At 68.0% G+C, this 16321-nt stretch carries 10 protein-coding genes and 1 pseudogene; 10 read left to right on the forward strand and 1 reads right to left on the reverse strand.

Features of this window, described 5'->3' with window-relative positions:
* Nucleotides 1-46 precede the first annotated feature (46 nt).
* Genes T428_RS0119395 through T428_RS0119415 form a run of 5 tightly spaced genes read left to right on the forward strand, consistent with a single transcriptional unit; the run spans nt 47 to nt 7762 of the window.
* Nucleotides 47-412 (forward strand): GtrA family protein, encoded by a 366-nt coding sequence (locus T428_RS0119395; protein ID WP_156943002.1) that lies wholly within the window; start codon nt 47-49, stop codon nt 410-412.
* A gap of 32 nt (nt 413-444) precedes the next feature.
* Nucleotides 445-1839 (forward strand): decaprenylphosphoryl-beta-D-ribose oxidase, encoded by a 1395-nt coding sequence (gene dprE1, locus T428_RS0119400; protein WP_025737791.1) that lies wholly within the window; start codon nt 445-447, stop codon nt 1837-1839.
* Entirely contained in the window at nt 1840-2604 is a 765-nt protein-coding gene (gene dprE2 / locus T428_RS0119405; protein WP_025737792.1) for a decaprenylphospho-beta-D-erythro-pentofuranosid-2-ulose 2-reductase, read from the forward strand.
* A gap of 2 nt (nt 2605-2606) precedes the next feature.
* A complete protein-coding gene (locus T428_RS0119410; RefSeq protein WP_025737793.1) occupies nt 2607-4496 on the forward strand; it encodes a galactan 5-O-arabinofuranosyltransferase in 1890 nt (629 codons plus the stop codon).
* Nucleotides 4496-7762 carry an arabinosyltransferase domain-containing protein gene (locus tag T428_RS0119415; RefSeq protein ID WP_025737794.1) on the forward strand — a complete coding sequence of 1089 codons (3267 nt, stop codon included), beginning with the start codon at nt 4496-4498 and terminating at the stop codon, nt 7760-7762. The genes T428_RS0119410 and T428_RS0119415 overlap by 1 nt, the downstream gene beginning before the upstream one ends.
* Nucleotides 7763-7900: 138 nt before the next feature.
* On the opposite strand, the gene T428_RS0119425 is transcribed toward T428_RS0119415, so the two are convergent.
* Entirely contained in the window at nt 7901-8113 is a 213-nt protein-coding gene (locus T428_RS0119425) for a hypothetical protein (protein WP_025737795.1), read from the reverse strand.
* A gap of 78 nt (nt 8114-8191) precedes the next feature.
* Here T428_RS0119425 and T428_RS0119430 point away from each other — a divergent pair, with 78 nt between their 5' ends.
* The 5 genes and pseudogenes from T428_RS0119430 to T428_RS0119450 all read left to right on the forward strand — a co-directional run bounded on the left by T428_RS0119430 (nt 8192) and on the right by T428_RS0119450 (nt 16231).
* Nucleotides 8192-8518, forward strand: coding sequence for an ArsR/SmtB family transcription factor (locus T428_RS0119430; RefSeq protein ID WP_025737797.1), 327 nt, complete (start codon nt 8192-8194; stop codon nt 8516-8518).
* Nucleotides 8515-9000 carry an SRPBCC family protein gene (locus T428_RS0119435; RefSeq protein WP_025737798.1) on the forward strand — a complete coding sequence of 162 codons (486 nt, stop codon included), beginning with the start codon at nt 8515-8517 and terminating at the stop codon, nt 8998-9000. Before T428_RS0119430 ends, T428_RS0119435 begins: the two co-directional genes overlap by 4 nt.
* Nucleotides 8997-9617: pseudogene (locus T428_RS29540) on the forward strand (maleylpyruvate isomerase family mycothiol-dependent enzyme). The gene T428_RS0119435 and the pseudogene T428_RS29540 overlap by 4 nt, the downstream one beginning before the upstream one ends.
* Nucleotides 9618-9692: 75 nt before the next feature.
* On the forward strand, nt 9693-13013 hold the full coding sequence (locus T428_RS0119445; RefSeq protein WP_025737799.1) for an arabinosyltransferase domain-containing protein: 3321 nt from the start codon (nt 9693-9695) through the stop codon (nt 13011-13013).
* Nucleotides 13010-16231 carry an arabinosyltransferase domain-containing protein gene (locus T428_RS0119450; protein ID WP_025737800.1) on the forward strand — a complete coding sequence of 1074 codons (3222 nt, stop codon included), beginning with the start codon at nt 13010-13012 and terminating at the stop codon, nt 16229-16231. The genes T428_RS0119445 and T428_RS0119450 overlap by 4 nt, the downstream gene beginning before the upstream one ends.
* The last annotated feature ends 90 nt before the right edge of the window (nt 16232-16321 follow it).

Here is a 16321-nt window from a genome sequence, read left to right on the forward strand (position 1 = left end):
CGAGTCGGACACCGCGCCCGCGTGTCTGGGTCTGACCACGCAGATCGTGCGCTTCGTCGCGACCGGCGGGATGGCCGCCGTCGTCGACTTCGGCCTCTACATGCTGCTCTGGAAGGTCCTGGGCATGCAGGTCGACGTGTCCAAGGCCACCAGCTTCGTGGCGGGCACCATTACCGCCTACCTGATCAACCGCCGCTGGACCTTCCAGGCCCCGCCCAGCACCGCGCGCTTTATCGCGGTCATGGTTCTCTACGCCATCACCTTCGCCGTGCAAGTCGGGCTCAACCACCTTTGCCTGGTGTTGATGCACTACCGGGGATGGGCGGCCGTCGTCGCGTTCGTGATCGCGCAGGGCACCGCCACGGTGATCAACTTCGTCGTGCAGCGCGTCGTGATCTTCCGCATCCACTGACCCGTCCCGCGCAAGCGGTACCCTCTGTGACGATGTTGAGCGCCGACTTTCCGACCACCCCGACCCGGCTGATGGGCTTTGGCCGCACCGCGCCGTCGGTGGCACACGTGCTCTCGACGCCCGATCCCGAGGTGATTGCCAAGGCGGTCGCCCGCGTCGCCGACTCCGGCGGCCTTTCCAACGGAAGAGGCGTGATCGCGCGCGGGCTGGGCCGCTCCTACGGGGACAACGCGCAAAACGGCGGAGGCCTGGTGATCGACATGACCCCGCTCAACCGCATCCACTCGATCAGCGCCGACACCCAGTTGGTCGATGTCGACGCCGGAGTCAGCCTGGACCAATTGATGAGGGCGGCGCTGCCGTTGGGGCTGTGGGTGCCGGTGCTGCCGGGCACCCGCCAGGTGACCGTCGGTGGCGCGATCGCCTCGGACATCCACGGCAAGAACCATCACAGCGCGGGCAGCTTCGGCAGCCACGTGCGGTCGATGGATCTGCTGATGGCCGACGGCTCCGTGCACACCATCACCCCCGACGGTGCCGAGTCGGAGCTGTTCTGGGCGACCGTCGGAGGCAACGGCCTGACCGGGATCGTGTTGCGTGCGACGATCGCCATGACGCCGACGGAAACCGCGTACTTCATCGCCGACGGCGTGGCCACCAAGGGCCTCGACGAGACCGTCGCCGTGCACGTCGACGGCAGCGAAAGCAGGTACACCTACTCCAGCGCCTGGTTCGACCTGATCAGCCCGCCGCCAAAGCTCGGCCGCGCCGCGGTGAGCCGGGGCAGCCTGGCGAAACTGGATCAGCTACCCGACAAGCTGGCCAAGAATCCGCTGAAATTCGACGCGCCACACCTGTTAACGGTGCCCAACGTTTTTCCGCTGAGCGCGATGAACAAGCTGTCGTTCATGGCCATCGGCGAAACGTACTACCGGCTGGGCGGAAACTACACCGGCAAGATCCAGAATCTGTCCCAGTTCTACCACATGCTCGACCTGGTCAGCGGTTGGAATAATGCTTACGGCCCAACGGGTTTCGCGCAACATCAATTCCTGGTGCCACCGGACGCACTGGACGAGTTCAAGGCGATCATCCGCTGGATCCAGACGCGGGGCCACTACTCGGCGCTGAATGTGTTCAAGCTTTTCGGCCCCGGTAACCGCGCACCGCTGAGCTTTCCGATGGCCGGCTGGAACGTCGCGATGGACTTCCCCAACAAGCCCGGGGTCAACGAGTTCCTCAACGAACTCGACCGCCGGGTACTCGAATTCGGCGGGCGGGTTTACACCGCCAAGGACTCGCGCACCACCGCCGAAACCTTTCACGCCATGTATCCCCGCATCGACGAGTGGATCGCCGTGCGCCGCAAGGCCGACCCGCTGCGGGTCTTCGCCTCCGACATGGCCCGACGCTTGGAGCTGCTCTAGATGGTGCTTGACGCCGTGGGAAACCCACAGACGATCCTGCTGCTGGGCGGTACCTCCGAGATCGGGCTCGCGATCTGCGAGCGCTATCTGCAGAACGCGCACGCGCGAATCCTGTTGGCCGCCATGCCCGGCGATCCGGGGCGTGACGAGGCCGTCGCCCAGATGAAGGCCGCGGGCGCGCGCTCGGTCGAGTTGATCGACTTCGAGGCCACCGAGCCCGACAGCCACCCCAAGATGATCGAGGCCGCCTTCTCCGGCGGTGACGTCGACGTGGCGATCGTCGCGTTCGGCGTGCTCGGCGACGCCGAAGAGTTGTGGCAAAACCAGCAGAAAGGCGTGTTGGCCGCCGAGATCAATTACACGGCAGCGGTTTCCGTGGGTGTGCTGCTGGGCGAGAAGATGCGGGCTCAGGGTTTCGGCCAGATCATCGCGATGAGCACCGTGACCGGCGAGCGGGTGCGACGGTCCAACTTCGTCTACGGCTCCACCAAGACCGGCCTGGACGGCTTCTACCTGGGACTGGGAGAAGCGTTGCGCGAGCACGGAGTCCGCGTGTTGGTGATTCGCCCCGGCCAGGTACGCACCCAGATGAGCGCCCACATCAAGGAAGCGCCGCTCACCGTCGACAAAGAGTATGTCGCAAACCTCGCGGTCACCGCAGCCGCAAAAGGTAAGGAATTGGTTTGGGCGCCAGCAGCATTCAAGTACGTGATGATGGTGTTGCGACACATCCCGCGGCCCATCTTCCGCAAGCTGCCCATCTGATCATGCGTAACGCGCTGGCCAGCCTCGGCCAGATGTTGGCCGCGGTGGTGGTGGCGATCGTCGTTTCGGTGATCTCGCTGATCGCCATCGCCCGGGTCCAGTGGCCGGCCTTTCCGTCGTCGAACCAGCTGCACGCGCTGACCACCGTCGGCCAAACCGGTTGCCTGATCGGGCTGCTCGGCGTCGGCTGGCTGTGGCGCCGCGGCGGTCGATATCCCCGGCTGGTCGCCCAGCTGGGCGGGCTGGTGTTCTCCTCGGCGTTTTCCGTCGTCACGCTCGGCATGCCGTTGGGAGCGACGAAGCTGTATCTGTTCGGCATCTCCGTCGACCAGCAGTTCCGCACCGAGTATCTGACGCGGCTGGCCGACAGCCCGGCATTGCACGACATGACCTACCTCGGGCTGCCGTCGTTCTACCCGCCGGGCTGGTTTTGGATCGGCGGGCGCACCGCGGCGCTGACCGGGACGCCCGCGTGGGAGTTGTTCAAGCCGTGGGCGATCACCTCGATCACGGTCGCCGTCGCCGTCGCGCTGGTGCTGTGGTGGCGGATGATTCGCTTCGAGTACGCGCTGATCGTCACGACCGCGACCGCGGCGGTGACGCTGGCCTACAGCTCGCCGGAGCCCTACGCGGCGATGATCACCGTGCTGCTACCCCCGGTGCTGGTGCTGACCTGGTCGGGCCTGCGCGCCGCGGGGTCCGGCGGCTGGGCCGCGGTCGTCGGGGCCGGGCTGTTCCTGGGATTCACCGCCACCTGGTACTCGCTGATGTTCGGCTACACCGCCTTCACGATCGCGCTTATGGCGCTGGCCTTGGTCGTCGCACGCTGGCGGGCGGCCGGCCGCAAAGCCGCGCTCGATCCGTTGCGCCGCGTGGCCGTCATCGCCGTCATCGCCGCCGCCATCGCCGCCACGACCTGGCTGCCGTTCCTGGTGCGCGCGGCCTCCAATCCAGTCAGCAACAGCGGCAGCGCCTTCCACTACCTGCCGGCCGACGGCGCCGAGCTGACCTTCCCGATGCTGCAGTTCTCGCTGCTGGGGGCGATCTGCATGCTGGGCACGCTGTGGCTGGTGGTGCGCACCCGTTCGTCGGTGCGTGCCGGCGCCCTGACGATCGGCGTGCTGGCCATCTACCTGTGGTCGCTGCTGTCGATGCTGACCACGCTGGCCCGCACCACGCTGCTGTCGTTCCGGCTGCAGCCGACGTTGAGCATGCTGCTGGTGGCCGCCGGGGTGTTCGGCTTCATCGAGGCCACCCTCGCCCTGCGACACCGAAGCCGGGCCGCGTTGCCGGTGGCCGGTGCGATCGGGCTGGCCGCCGCCATCGCGTTCAGCCAGGACATTCCCGACGTGCTACGGCCCGACCTCACCATCGCCTACACCGACACCGACGGCCACGGCCAGCGCGGTGACCGTCGGCCACCGGGCTCGGAGAAGTTCTATCCCGCCATCGACGCCGCCATCACCGCGGTCACCGGCAAGCCGCGGGACCAAACCGTGGTGCTGACCGCCGATTACAGTTTCCTGTCCTACTACCCCTACTGGGGCTTCCAGGGATTGACGTCGCACTACGCCAACCCGCTGGCACAGTTCGACCTGCGCGCCAAGCAGATCAAGAAGTGGTCCAACCTCAAGAGCCCCGACGAGTTTATCCGCGCGCTGGACACCTCGCCGTGGCCCCCACCCACGGTGTTCCTGATGCGCCGCGGCGCCAACAACAACTACGCGCTGCGCCTGGCCGAGGACGTGTACCCCAACCAGCCCAACGTTCGTCGCTACACCGTCGAACTGCGGGCCGCGCTGTTCGACGACCCGCGCTTCGCGGTGCAAAGCGCCGGTCCGTTTGTGCTGGCCATCCGCCGGCCGGCGGCCCAACCGGAGGGGAGCCGCTGATGGCGACCGACACCGCGCGCGACTTGGCCGAAGAACTACCATCTAGGTCCGTGAAGGGTGCGGGAGCTAAGCACCGGACCGCTCGAATCGTCGCCGTCGTCGCCGGTCTGCTCGGGGCCCTGCTGGCGATCGCCACACCGTTGCTGCCGGTCAACCAGACCACCGCCCAACTCAACTGGCCGCAGAACGGCACCTTCAAAAGCGTCGAGGCGCCGCTGATCGGCTATGTGGCCACCGAGCTGAACATTTCCGTGCCGTGCGCGGCCGCCGCCGGACTGGCCGGACCGCACAACGCCGGCAAGACCGTGCTGCTGTCGACGGTGCCCAAGCAGGCCCCCAAAGCCGTCGACCGCGGGCTGCTGATCCAGCGCGCCAACGACGAGTTGGTATTGGTGGTGCGCAACGTCCCGGTGGTCACCGCGCCGCTGAGTCAGGTCCTCGGCCCCACCTGCCAGCGCTTGACGTTCACCGCGCACGCCGACCGGGTCACCGCCGAATTCGTGGGGCTGATGCAGGGCCCCAACGCCGAGCATCCCGGATCGCCGTTGCGCGGTGAGAAGAGCGGCTACGACTTCCGGCCGCAGATCGTCGGCGTCTTCACCGACCTGTCCGGACCGGCGCCGCCCGGTCTGAGCTTCTCGGCGACCGTCGACACCCGCTACAGCAGCAGCCCCACGCCGCTGAAGATGGCCGCGATGATCCTCGGCGTCGCGCTGACGGCCGTCGCGCTGATCGCGCTGCACATCCTCGACACCACCGACGGCACCCGGCATCGCCGCTTCCTGCCGCCGCGATGGTGGTCGATCGGCGGGCTGGACACGCTCGTCATCGCCGTGCTGGTGTGGTGGCACTTCGTCGGGGCCAACACCTCCGACGACGGCTACATCCTGACCATGGCCCGGGTGTCCGAGCACGCCGGCTACATGGCCAACTACTACCGCTGGCTGGGCACCCCCGAGGCGCCGTTCGGTTGGTACTACGACCTGCTGGCGATCTGGGCGCACGTCAGTACCAGCAGCATCTGGATGAGGCTGCCCACCCTGGCGATGGCATTGACCTGTTGGTGGGCGATCAGTCGCGAAGTCATCCCCCGCCTGGGCCATGCCGTCAAGACCAACCGTGCGGCGGCGTGGACGGCCGCCGGGCTGTTCCTGGCGACCTGGTTGCCGCTGGACAACGGGCTGCGCCCCGAACCCATCATCGCCCTGGGCATCCTGCTCACCTGGTGCTCGGTGGAGCGGGCGGTGGCCACCAATCGGCTGTTGCCGGTGGCGATCGCGTGCATCATCGGCGCGCTGACCCTGTTCTCCGGGCCGACCGGTATCGCCTCGATCGGCGCCCTGCTGGTCGCAATCGGGCCGCTGCGCACCATCATTCACCGCCGGTCCAGGCGGTTCGGGGTGCTGCCACTGCTGGCGCCCATCCTGGCCGCGGCTACCGTCACGGTGATCCTGATCTTCCGCGACCAAACGCTGGCCGGTGAATTGCAGGCCACCGCACTCAAGCGGGCGCTCGGGCCCAGCCTGAGCTGGTTCGACGAACACATCCGCTACGAGCGACTGTTCATGGCCAGCCCCGACGGATCCGTGGCCCGCCGCTTCGCGGTGCTGGCGGTGCTGCTCGCTCTCGGCATCACCGTGGCAATGTCGTTGCGCAAGGGCAGAATTCCGGGCACCGCGGCCGGACCGAGCCGTCGCATCGTCGGCATCACGATCATCTCGTTCTTGGCGATGATGTTCACCCCAACCAAATGGACACACCACTTCGGGGTGTTCGCCGGGCTGGCGGGCTCGCTGGGCGCGTTGGCCGCCGTCGCGGTGACGAGTGTGGCGGTGCGCTCCCGCCGCAACCGCACCGTGTTCTCCGCGACGGTGTTGTTTCTGGTGGCAATGTCGTTCGCCAGCGTCAATGGTTGGTGGTACGTCTCCAATTTCGGTGTGCCGTGGTCGAATGCGTTCCCGGCTTGGCACTACGCGTTCGCCACCGTGCTGCTCGGACTGACGCTGGCGGTGCTGCTGTTGTCGGCATGGTTCCATTTCGTAGCCCCGGAGAACGGGCCCCCCAAGACCCGCAACGGGACGCGGATGTCCGCAATCATCCAGTCGCCGTTGGCAATTGCGGCGTGGGCGTTGGTGATGTTCGAGGTCCTCTCGCTGACGCTGGCGATGACGGGGCAGTACCCGGCCTGGTCGGTGGGCCGCTCCAACCTGGAGGCGCTGACCGGTAAGTCCTGCGGCCTGGCCGAGGACGTCATGGTGGAGCAGGATCCTAACGCCGGCATGCTATCGCCGATGTCCGCGCCGGTGGGCGACGCGCTGGGCGCCGGACTCTCAGAAGCCTTCACGCCCAACGGTATTCCCTCCGATGTCTCGGCCGACCCGGTGATGGAGCGTCCGGGCGACCGCAGCTTCGTCAACGAAGACGGCAAGACCACCACCAGCGAGGCCGGCACCGAGGGCGGCACCAGCGCCGCGCCCGGCATCAACGGTTCGCGCGCCCAGCTGCCCTACAACCTCGATCCGGCGCACACCCCGGTGCTGGGCAGTTGGCGGGCCGGCATCCAGGTGCCCGCCATGCTGCGCTCGGGCTGGTACCGGTTGCCGCCGCGGGACAAGGCGGGCCCGCTGTTGGTCGTCTCGGCGGCCGGTAGGTTCGACCCGCGCGAGGTGCAGGTGCAGTGGGCCACCGATGCGCAGGCGGCCGGCGGACACCCGGGCGGGTCGTTCCAGTTCTTCGATGTCGGCGCCTCCCCGGCATGGCGCAATCTGCGGATGCCGATGTCCTGGATTCCGGAGAGCGCGACCCAGGTCCGTCTGGTGGCCAACGACGAGGACCTAGCGCCGCAGCACTGGATCGCGGTCACCCCGCCGCGCATTCCCCAACTGCGGACGCTGCAGCAGGTGGTGGGCTCGGCGGATCCGGTGTTCCTGGATTGGCTGGTGGGTCTAGCATTCCCGTGCCAGCGACCGTTCGGCCATCAGAACGGCGTCGACGAAACCCCCAAGTGGCGCATCCTGCCGGATCGGTTCGGCGCCGAGGCCAACTCGCCGGTGATGGACAACAACGGCGGCGGCCCATTGGGTGTCACCGAGTTGCTGGTGAAGGCCACCACGATGGCCACCTACCTCAAGGACGACTGGTCGCGCGATTGGGGCTCGCTGCAACGGCTTACGCCGTACTACGCCAACGCCCAGCCCGCCCGGCTGCAGCTGGGCACCGCGACGCGCGGCGGCCTGTGGGACCCGGCCCCGCTGCGCCGGGGCTAACTACAACCCCGGCAGGCAGTTGATGAACGGGATACACGGCGGCGACGGCACGTATGGTGGCGGAAAGCCTTCGATGATGGTCGAGTTGGTCGCCGGGCTGTTCTTGTCGAAATACCAAGGGTGGCAAGTGTTCCGGTCCTAGTCCGGCATGTTTTTCATGACCGGCGAGTCCGGGCACCACTGGTAGGTGCAGCTGTTGGTGGGGCTCGGCCCCCGGGTCGGGTCCTGGCACACCATCGGCGCGGGCTGAGCCTGGCCGATTCCCGCGGCCAGGCTCAATCCGACGACCGCCAGGCCGCCCGACACCACCGCACCGGCAAACGCTCGTTTCATGCTGCGCGAAGTGTTCATGCCGCCAGTGCAACCGGTCAAGGGTGCTACCGATCCCAAAGCCGCCAAGCGCTATTAGTAAGCGTACACTTACGGTTCGTGACCACTTACCAAGCCACCGGTGACGCGTGGGTCGCCCTGGCGGATCGCATGCGTCGGGCGATCGTGGAGCGCCTGGCGCATGGCCCGGCAGCCGTCGGCGAATTGGCCCGGGAGCTGCCGGTCAGCCGTCCGGCCGTGTCACAACACCTCAAGGTGCTCAAATGCGCCGGCTTGGTGCGTGACCACGCGGCGGGGACCCGTCGCGTCTACCAGCTTGACCCGACCGGCCTCGAGGCCATGCGCGCCGACCTGGACCGGTTCTGGACCCAAGCCCTGGCCAACTACGCGGCCAAGTTCACCGAGATCGAAGGAGAGGCGTCATGACCCAGCCGCGCAGCCCCGAAGTTCAGCACCAGGTGATCGTCAATGCCCCGATCGAACGTGCCTTCGCCGTCTTCACCGAACAGTTCGGCGACTTCAAACCGCGCGAGCACAACCTGTTGGCGGTCCCGATCGCCGAGACGGTGTTCGAAACCCATGCCGGCGGCCACATTTACGACCGCGGCGTCGACGGCAGCGTGTGCCGGTGGGCGCGGGTGCTCGCCTACGAGCCTCCGCACCGGCTGCTGTTCAGCTGGGACATCAGTCCGTCCTGGCAACCGGAATCCGACCCGTCGCGAACCAGCGAGGTCGAGGTGCGCTTCACCGCGGAGTCCGAAACCCGCACGCGCGTCGACCTGGACCACCGCCACCTGGACCGGCACGGCCCCGGCTGGCAGGCGGTTGCCGACGGCGTTGACGGCGAGGCCGGCTGGCCGTTGTACCTGCACCGCTACGTCACGCTGACCGCCAGAGTGCCGCGATGACCGCCGTCGGGTCGATGATGAGCATGGCCCACGACGAACGCGCCGACCTCGCGGATTTTCTGGCCACGCTGAGCCCGCAGGACTGGGAGACACAAAGCCTGTGCTCCAAGTGGACCGTCAAAGATGTTGTGGCGCACGTGATCAGCTATGAAGAGCTCGGGCTGCTGAAGCGTTTCGCGAAGGGCGCGGTGGTGCGGGCCAACCAGGTGGGCGTCGACGAGCTCGCCCCGCTGAGCGCCCCGCAACTGCTCACCTTGCTGCGTAACCACCTCTAACCTCAGGGATTGACAGCCGGTTTCGGCGGCATGATCGCCCTGGTCGACGGCACGATCCATCACCAGGACATCCGCCGGTCGCTCGGCCGTCCGCGCAGTGTGCCGCCCGCTCGGCTCGAGCGGGTGCTCGCTCTGGTGCCGGGCAATCCGCGCCTGGGTGCCGGGCGCCGGATCAGGGGGCTGCAACTGCGGGCCACCGATGTCGACTGGGCGCACGGGCCCGGGCCGGAGGTCACCGGCCCGGGCGAGGCCCTGCTGATGGCGATGACCGGACGCCGCGCGGCGCTGGCCGACCTCAGCGGCCCGGGCCGCGCCATGCTGGCCGCGAGGATGCCCGAATAGCCGTTGGTGGCGATCCGGGTGGTTGCGGCCCCGCATCCTCAACCCACCAAGCGGCTTCGCTTACCATCGAACCCCGTGCCCCACGACGAGCGATCCCAGCGGATCCCGCGCCTGGTCGCCGTCGTCGCCGGACTTGCCGGCCTACTGCTGTGCCTCGTCGTCCCGTTACTCCCGGTCAGGCAGACCACGGCAACCATCGCGTGGCCGCAGGGCGCCGCCGACGGGCACGTCACCCAGCTCACCGCGCCGCTGGTATCCGGTGCGCCGCGCACCCTCGACATCTCCATCCCGTGCCCGGCGATGGCCACCCTGCCGCCCAGCGGCGGACTGGTGCTCTCGACGCTGCCGACCGGCAGCGTCGACCCGGGGAAGAACGGCCTGTTCGTCCGGGCCGACAAGGACGTGGTCGTCGTCGCCTTCCGGGACACGGTGGCCGCGGTGGCCAAGCGCTCGGCGATCGCCGCGGGCGACTGCAGCGTGCTGCACGTCTGGGCCGACGCCGGCGCGGCGGGGGCGGACTTCGTCGGCATCCCGGGTGCCTCCGGAATCCTGCCCGCTGAGAAGAAACCTCAGGTCGGCGGCGTCTTCACCGATCTGAAGGTGGCCGCCCAACCGGGGCTGTTCGCCCGGATCGACATCGACACCCGGTTCATCACGACGCCGACCGCGCTGAAGACGCTGGTGATGGTGACCGGGGCGCTGGCGGTGCTGGTCGCCATCGTCGCGCTGGCCATCCTCGACCGCCATGGCCGCGGCGGCACCCTGGCCAACTGGCGCTCCCCGGTCGGCTGGCTGTCCCGGTACCGCCCGCACCCGCCCCGCCCCGGATGGCGCTGGGCCACCTGGCTGTCCGACGCGGGCGTGGTCGCGACGTTGCTGTTGTGGCATGTCATCGGCGCCACCTCGTCCGACGACGGCTACAACCTGACCATCGCCCGGGTGGCGCCGAAGGCCGGCTACGTGGCCAACTACTACCGCTACTTCGGGACCACCGAGGCGCCGTTCGACTGGTACCTGTCGCTGCTGTCCAAACTGACGTCGGTCAGCACCGCGGGGGTGTGGATGCGGCTACCGGCCACGCTGGCCGGGATCGCCTGCTGGCTGGTGATCAGCCATTGGGCGCTGCGCCGGCTGGGCCCCGCCAAGGGCGGACTAGGATCCAATACGGTGGCGGTGCTCACCGGGGCCGTGGTGTTCCTGGCCGCGTGGTTGCCGTTCAACAACGGCCTGCGCCCGGAGCCGCTGATCACCCTCGGCGTGATCGTCACCTGGATGTTGGTGGAGCGTGCGATAGCGCTACGGCGGCTGGCTCCCGCCGCGGTGGCGATCGTGGTCGCGATGCTCACCGTAACGCTGGCGCCGCAGGGGCTGATCGCCGTCGCCGCGCTGCTGACCGGGGCGCGGGCCATCGCGACGATCATCCGGCGCCGCCGCGCCACCGACGGGTTACTGGCGCCGCTGGCCGTGCTGGCGGCGGCGCTGTCGCTGATCGTGGTGGTGGTGTTCCGCAGCCAGACGCTGGCCACGGTCGCCGAGTCGGCCCGCATCAAATACAAGGTCGGCCCGACGATCGCGTGGTACCAGGACTGGCTGCGCTACTACTTTCTGACGGTCGAGTCCAACCCGGACGGGTCGATGGCGCGGCGCTTCGCGGTGCTGGTGCTGTTCCTCTGCCTGTTCGGCATGCTGGTCGTGCTGCTGCGCCGCGGCCGCGTGCCGGGATTGGCCAGCGGCCCGGCCTGGCGGCTGATCGGCACCACCGCACTGGGCTTGCTGCTGCTGACCTTCACGCCGACGAAATGGGCCGTGCAGTTCGGGGCGTTCGCCAGCCTGGGCGGGACGCTCGGCGCGGTCACCGCGTTCGCCTTCGCGCGCATCGGCCTGCACAGTCGCCGCAACCTGACGCTGTACGTGACGGCGCTGCTGTTCCTGCTGGCTTGGGCGACCTCGGGCATCAACGGCTGGTTCTACGTCGGCAACTACGGGGTGCCCTGGTTCGACATCCAGCCGGTCGTCGCCAGCCAGCCGGTGACGTCGATGTTCTTGGCACTGTCGATCGCGACCGGGCTGCTGGCCGCCTGGCTGCACTTCCGGATGGACTACGCCGGGCACACCGAGATCAAGGAGAGCCGGCGTAACCGCGTGCTGGCCGCCACGCCCCTGTTGGTCGTCGCGACGATCATGGTGCTGGGCGAAGTCGGCTCGCTGGCCAAGGGTGCGGTGTTCCGCTACCCCCTCTACACCACCGCCAAGGCCAATCTGGCCGCCCTGGATTCCGGGCTGTCGAACACCAGCTGCGCGATGGCCGACGACGTGCTGACCGAGCCCGACCCCAATCTTGGTCTGCTGCAACCGGTTAGCGGCCAGACGTTCGGACCCGACGGCCCACTCGGCGGTACCAATCCCGTCGGTTTCAAACCCGGCGGGGTGGGTGACGACCTGAGGTCCTATCCCGTGGTGACCAAACCTGGTGTGGTGAACTCCGACGCGTCACCGAACAAGCCCAACGCCGCGATGACCGACTCCGCGGGCACCGCCGGCGGAAGAGGCCCGGTCGGGGTCAACAGGTCGAACGTGGCGCTGCCGTTCGGCCTCGACCCGGCCCGCACCCCGGTGATGGGCAGCTACGGCGAGAATTCGCTGTCGGCCACCGCCACGTCTGCCTGGTACCAGTTGCCGCCTGATTGGAAAGAGCGCACCCCGGAGCGCCCGCTGGTGGTGGTCTCGGCCGCGGGCGCCATCTGGTCGTACAAAGAGGACGGCACCTTCACCTACGGGCAGTCGCTGAAATTGCAGTGGGGTGTCACCCGCCCCGACGGGACCACCCAGCCGCTGGCCGAGGTGCAGCCGATCGACATCGGGCCCGAGCCGGCGTGGCGCAATCTGCGCTTCCCGCTGACCTGGGCGCCACCCGAGGCCAACGTGGCGCGCATCGTCGCCTACGACCCGAACCTGAGCGAGGATCAGTGGTTCGCGTTCACGCCGCCGCGGGTTCCGGTGCTGCAGACCCTGCAGCAGTTGATGGGATCGCAGACGCCAGTGCTGATGGACATCGCGACCGCCGCGAACTTCCCGTGCCAGCGACCGTTCGCCGAACACCTTGGTGTTGCCGAACTTCCGGGGTACCGCATTCTTCCCGACCACAAGCAGACGGCCGCGTCGTCGAACGGGTGGCAGGCCGGCGAGGCCGGCGGCCCCTTCCTGTTCACCCAGACGCTGTTGCGGACCTCGACGATCTCGACCTACCTGCGCGGCGACTGGTATCGCGACTGGGGATCGGTCGAGCAGTATTACCCACTGGTGCCGAGTGATCTCGCGCCGAACGCCGTCGTCGAACAGGGTGTGATGACCGTGAACGGCTGGAGCCGGCAAGGGCCGATTCGGGCACTACCGTGAGCGTCGTCATCGAAAGACGCGCCGAAGCCACGCCGCGCGACGATGTCCGCGTCACCCGCTGGGTCGCCACGATCGCCGGGCTGATCGGTTTCGTGCTGTCGGTCGCGACACCGCTGCTGCCCGTCGTGCAGACCACCGCGATGCTGAATTGGCCGCAGGGCGGCCAACTGAATAGCGTTACCGCCCCGCTGATTTCGCTGAGCCCGGTCGACGTGACGGCCAGCGTGCCGTGCGCCGCGGTGCGCGACCTGCCGCCCGAGAGCGGCGTGGTACTCAGCACCGCACCCAAGAAGGGCAAGGACGCCGCACTCAACGCGCTGTTCGTCGTCGTCAACGCCAAGCGAGTCGACGTCACCGATCGAAACGTGGTGATCGCCAGCGCGTCGCGCGAGCAGGTCGAGTCCGCGCAATGTCAACGCATCGAGATAACCTCCACCCGCGTCGGCACTTTCGCCACCTTCGTCGGCTTGACCGACCCGGCGGGTAAACCGCTGGGCGGCGGGTTCAACGACCCGAACCTGCGCCCGCAGATCGTCGGGGTGTTCACCGACCTGGTCGGGCCCGCACCGCCCGGATTGAAGTTCTCGTCGACCATCGACACCCGGTTCTCCACCACCCCAACGACTTTGAAGCTGCTGGCGATGGTGGGCGCCATCCTGTCCACCATCGTCTCGCTGGTCGCGCTGTGGCGGATGGACCAACTGGACGGTCGCCGGATGCACCGGCTGATCCCGACACGCTGGAAGAAATTCACCCTCGCCGACGCCACGGTGATCTTCGGATTCGTGCTGTGGCATGTGATCGGGGCGAACTCCTCGGACGACGGCTACATCCTGGGTATGGCCCGGGTCGCCGACCACGCCGGCTACATGTCCAACTACTTCCGCTGGTTCGGCAGCCCGGAAGACCCCTTCGGTTGGTACTACAACCTGCTGGCGCTGATGACCCACGTCACCGATGCCAGCCTGTGGATGCGACTGCCCGACTTGATCGCCGGGCTGGTGTGCTGGCTGCTGCTGTCGCGTGAGGTGCTGCCCCGGTTGGGCCCGGCGGTGACGTCGAGCAAGGCGGCGAACTGGGCGGCGGGCCTGGTGCTGCTGACCGCGTGGATGCCGTTCGACAACGGGCTGCGTCCGGAGCCGATCATCGCCGTCGGTTCGCTTCTCACCTGGGTGCTGATCGAACGGGCCATGTGCGCCTCGCGGCTGACCCCGGCCGCCCTGGCCGTGGTCACTGCGGCGTTCACCCTGGGCGTGCAGCCGACCGGGTTGATCGCGGTGGCCGCGCTGGTCGCCGGTGGTCGTCCGATCCTGCGCATTCTGGTGAAACGGCATCGCCTGGTCGGGACCTGGCCGCTGGTCGCCCCGATACTGGCCGCCGGCACCGTCATCCTCACCGTGGTGTTCGCCGACCAGACATTGTCAACGGTGTTGGAAGCCACCAGGATTCGAACCGCGATCGGCCCGAGCCAGGCTTGGTACACCGAGAACCTGCGCTACTACTACCTGATCCTGCCCACCGTCGACGGTTCGCTGTCGCGCCGGTTCGGCTTCCTGATCACCGCGCTGTGTCTGTTCACCGCGGTGTTCATCATGTTGCGGCGCAAGCGCGTTCCGGGGGTCGCCCGCGGGCCGGCGTGGCGGCTGATGGGTGTCATCTTCGGCACCATGTTCTTTTTGATGTTCACCCCGACCAAGTGGGTGCATCACTTCGGGCTGTTCGCCGCGGTGGGTGCGGCGATGGCCGCCCTGACCACCGTGCTGGTGTCACGAGAGGTGCTGCGCTGGTCGCGCAACCGGATGGCATTCGCCGCGGCACTGATGTTCGTGTTGGCTCTGTGCTTTGCCACCACCAACGGTTGGTGGTACGTCTCGAGCTACGGCGTGCCGTTTAACAGCTCCATGCCGAAGATCGGCGGAATCTCAATCAGCACAATCTTTTTCGCACTGTTCGTGATCACCGCGATCTATGCGGCCTGGTTGCACTTCGCCGACCCGAGCCACGGCGAGGGGCGGCTGGCGCGGGCGCTGACCGCGGCGCCGATCCCGCTCACGGCCGGCTTCATGGCGCTGGTGTTCGTGGCGTCGATGACGGCGGGCATCGTGCGCCAGTACCCCACCTACTCCAATGCCTGGGACAACCTGCGCGAGTTCAGCGGCGGCTGCGGGTTGGCCGACGACGTCCTGGTCGAACCGGACAGCAACGCCGGGTTCATGACGCCGTATCCCGGCAGCTACTCTCCGCTGGGCGCGCTCGGTGGGATCAACCCGACGGGATTCAGCGCCAACGGCGTACCGGAACGCACGCTGGCCGAAGCGGTCCGCGAGACCGCCGTGCCGCAACCCGGCACCGACTACGACTGGTACGGGCCGACCAAACTGACGTCACCGGGGATCAACGGCTCCCTGCTGCCGTTGCCCTACGGGCTGAACCCGGCACAGGTTCCGGTGGCCGGTAGCTACACCAGCGGCCCGCAACAGCAGAGCAGGCTCACCTCGGCGTGGTACCAGCTGCCCAAGCCCGACGCCGGGCATCCGCTGGTGGTGGTGACGGCCGCGGGCGCGATCGCCGGCAACAGCATCCTGCACCACCACACCACGGGGCAGACCGTGGAACTGGAATACGGCAGGCCCGGGCCCGACGGCACCGTGGCACCGGCCGGTCGGCTGGTGCCCTACGACCTCTACGGCGAGCAGCCGAAGGTCTGGCGCAACCTGCGGTTCGCCCGCTCCGAGATGCCGTCGGACACGATCGCGGTGCGGGTGGTGGCCGAGGACCTGTCGCTGACGCCCGACGACTGGATCGCGGTGACGCCGCCGCGGGTACCCGACCTGCGCTCGTTGCAGGAATACGTCGGCTCGACGCAGCCGGTGCTAATGGACTGGGCGGTCGGCCTGGCGTTCCCGTGCCAACAGCCGATGCTGCACGTCAACGGCGTCACCGAAATCCCGAAGTTCCGTATCACGCCGGACTACACGGCCAAAAAGCAGGACACCGACACCTGGCAGGACGGCGTCAACGGCGGCCTGCTGGGCATCACCGACCTGCTGCTGCGCGCCCACGTGATGTCGACCTACCTGTCCCACGACTGGGGCCGGGACTGGGGCTCTCTGCGCAAGTTCGACACCATCGCCGACGCCCAGCGCGCGCAGATCGACCTGGGCACCGCGACCCGCAGCGGATGGTGGTCGCCCGGCCAAATCCGGATCAAGCCCTAAATAGGCCCGGCGAAACCGCCCGCATTAGTCACCGGTCGAATAAACGCATTTAATTGACGCCTCAGTAATTCGTCGAATCGGCTTAAATTC

Source organism: Mycobacterium genavense ATCC 51234, from assembly GCF_000526915.1.
Lineage (GTDB): Bacteria > Actinomycetota > Actinomycetes > Mycobacteriales > Mycobacteriaceae > Mycobacterium > Mycobacterium genavense.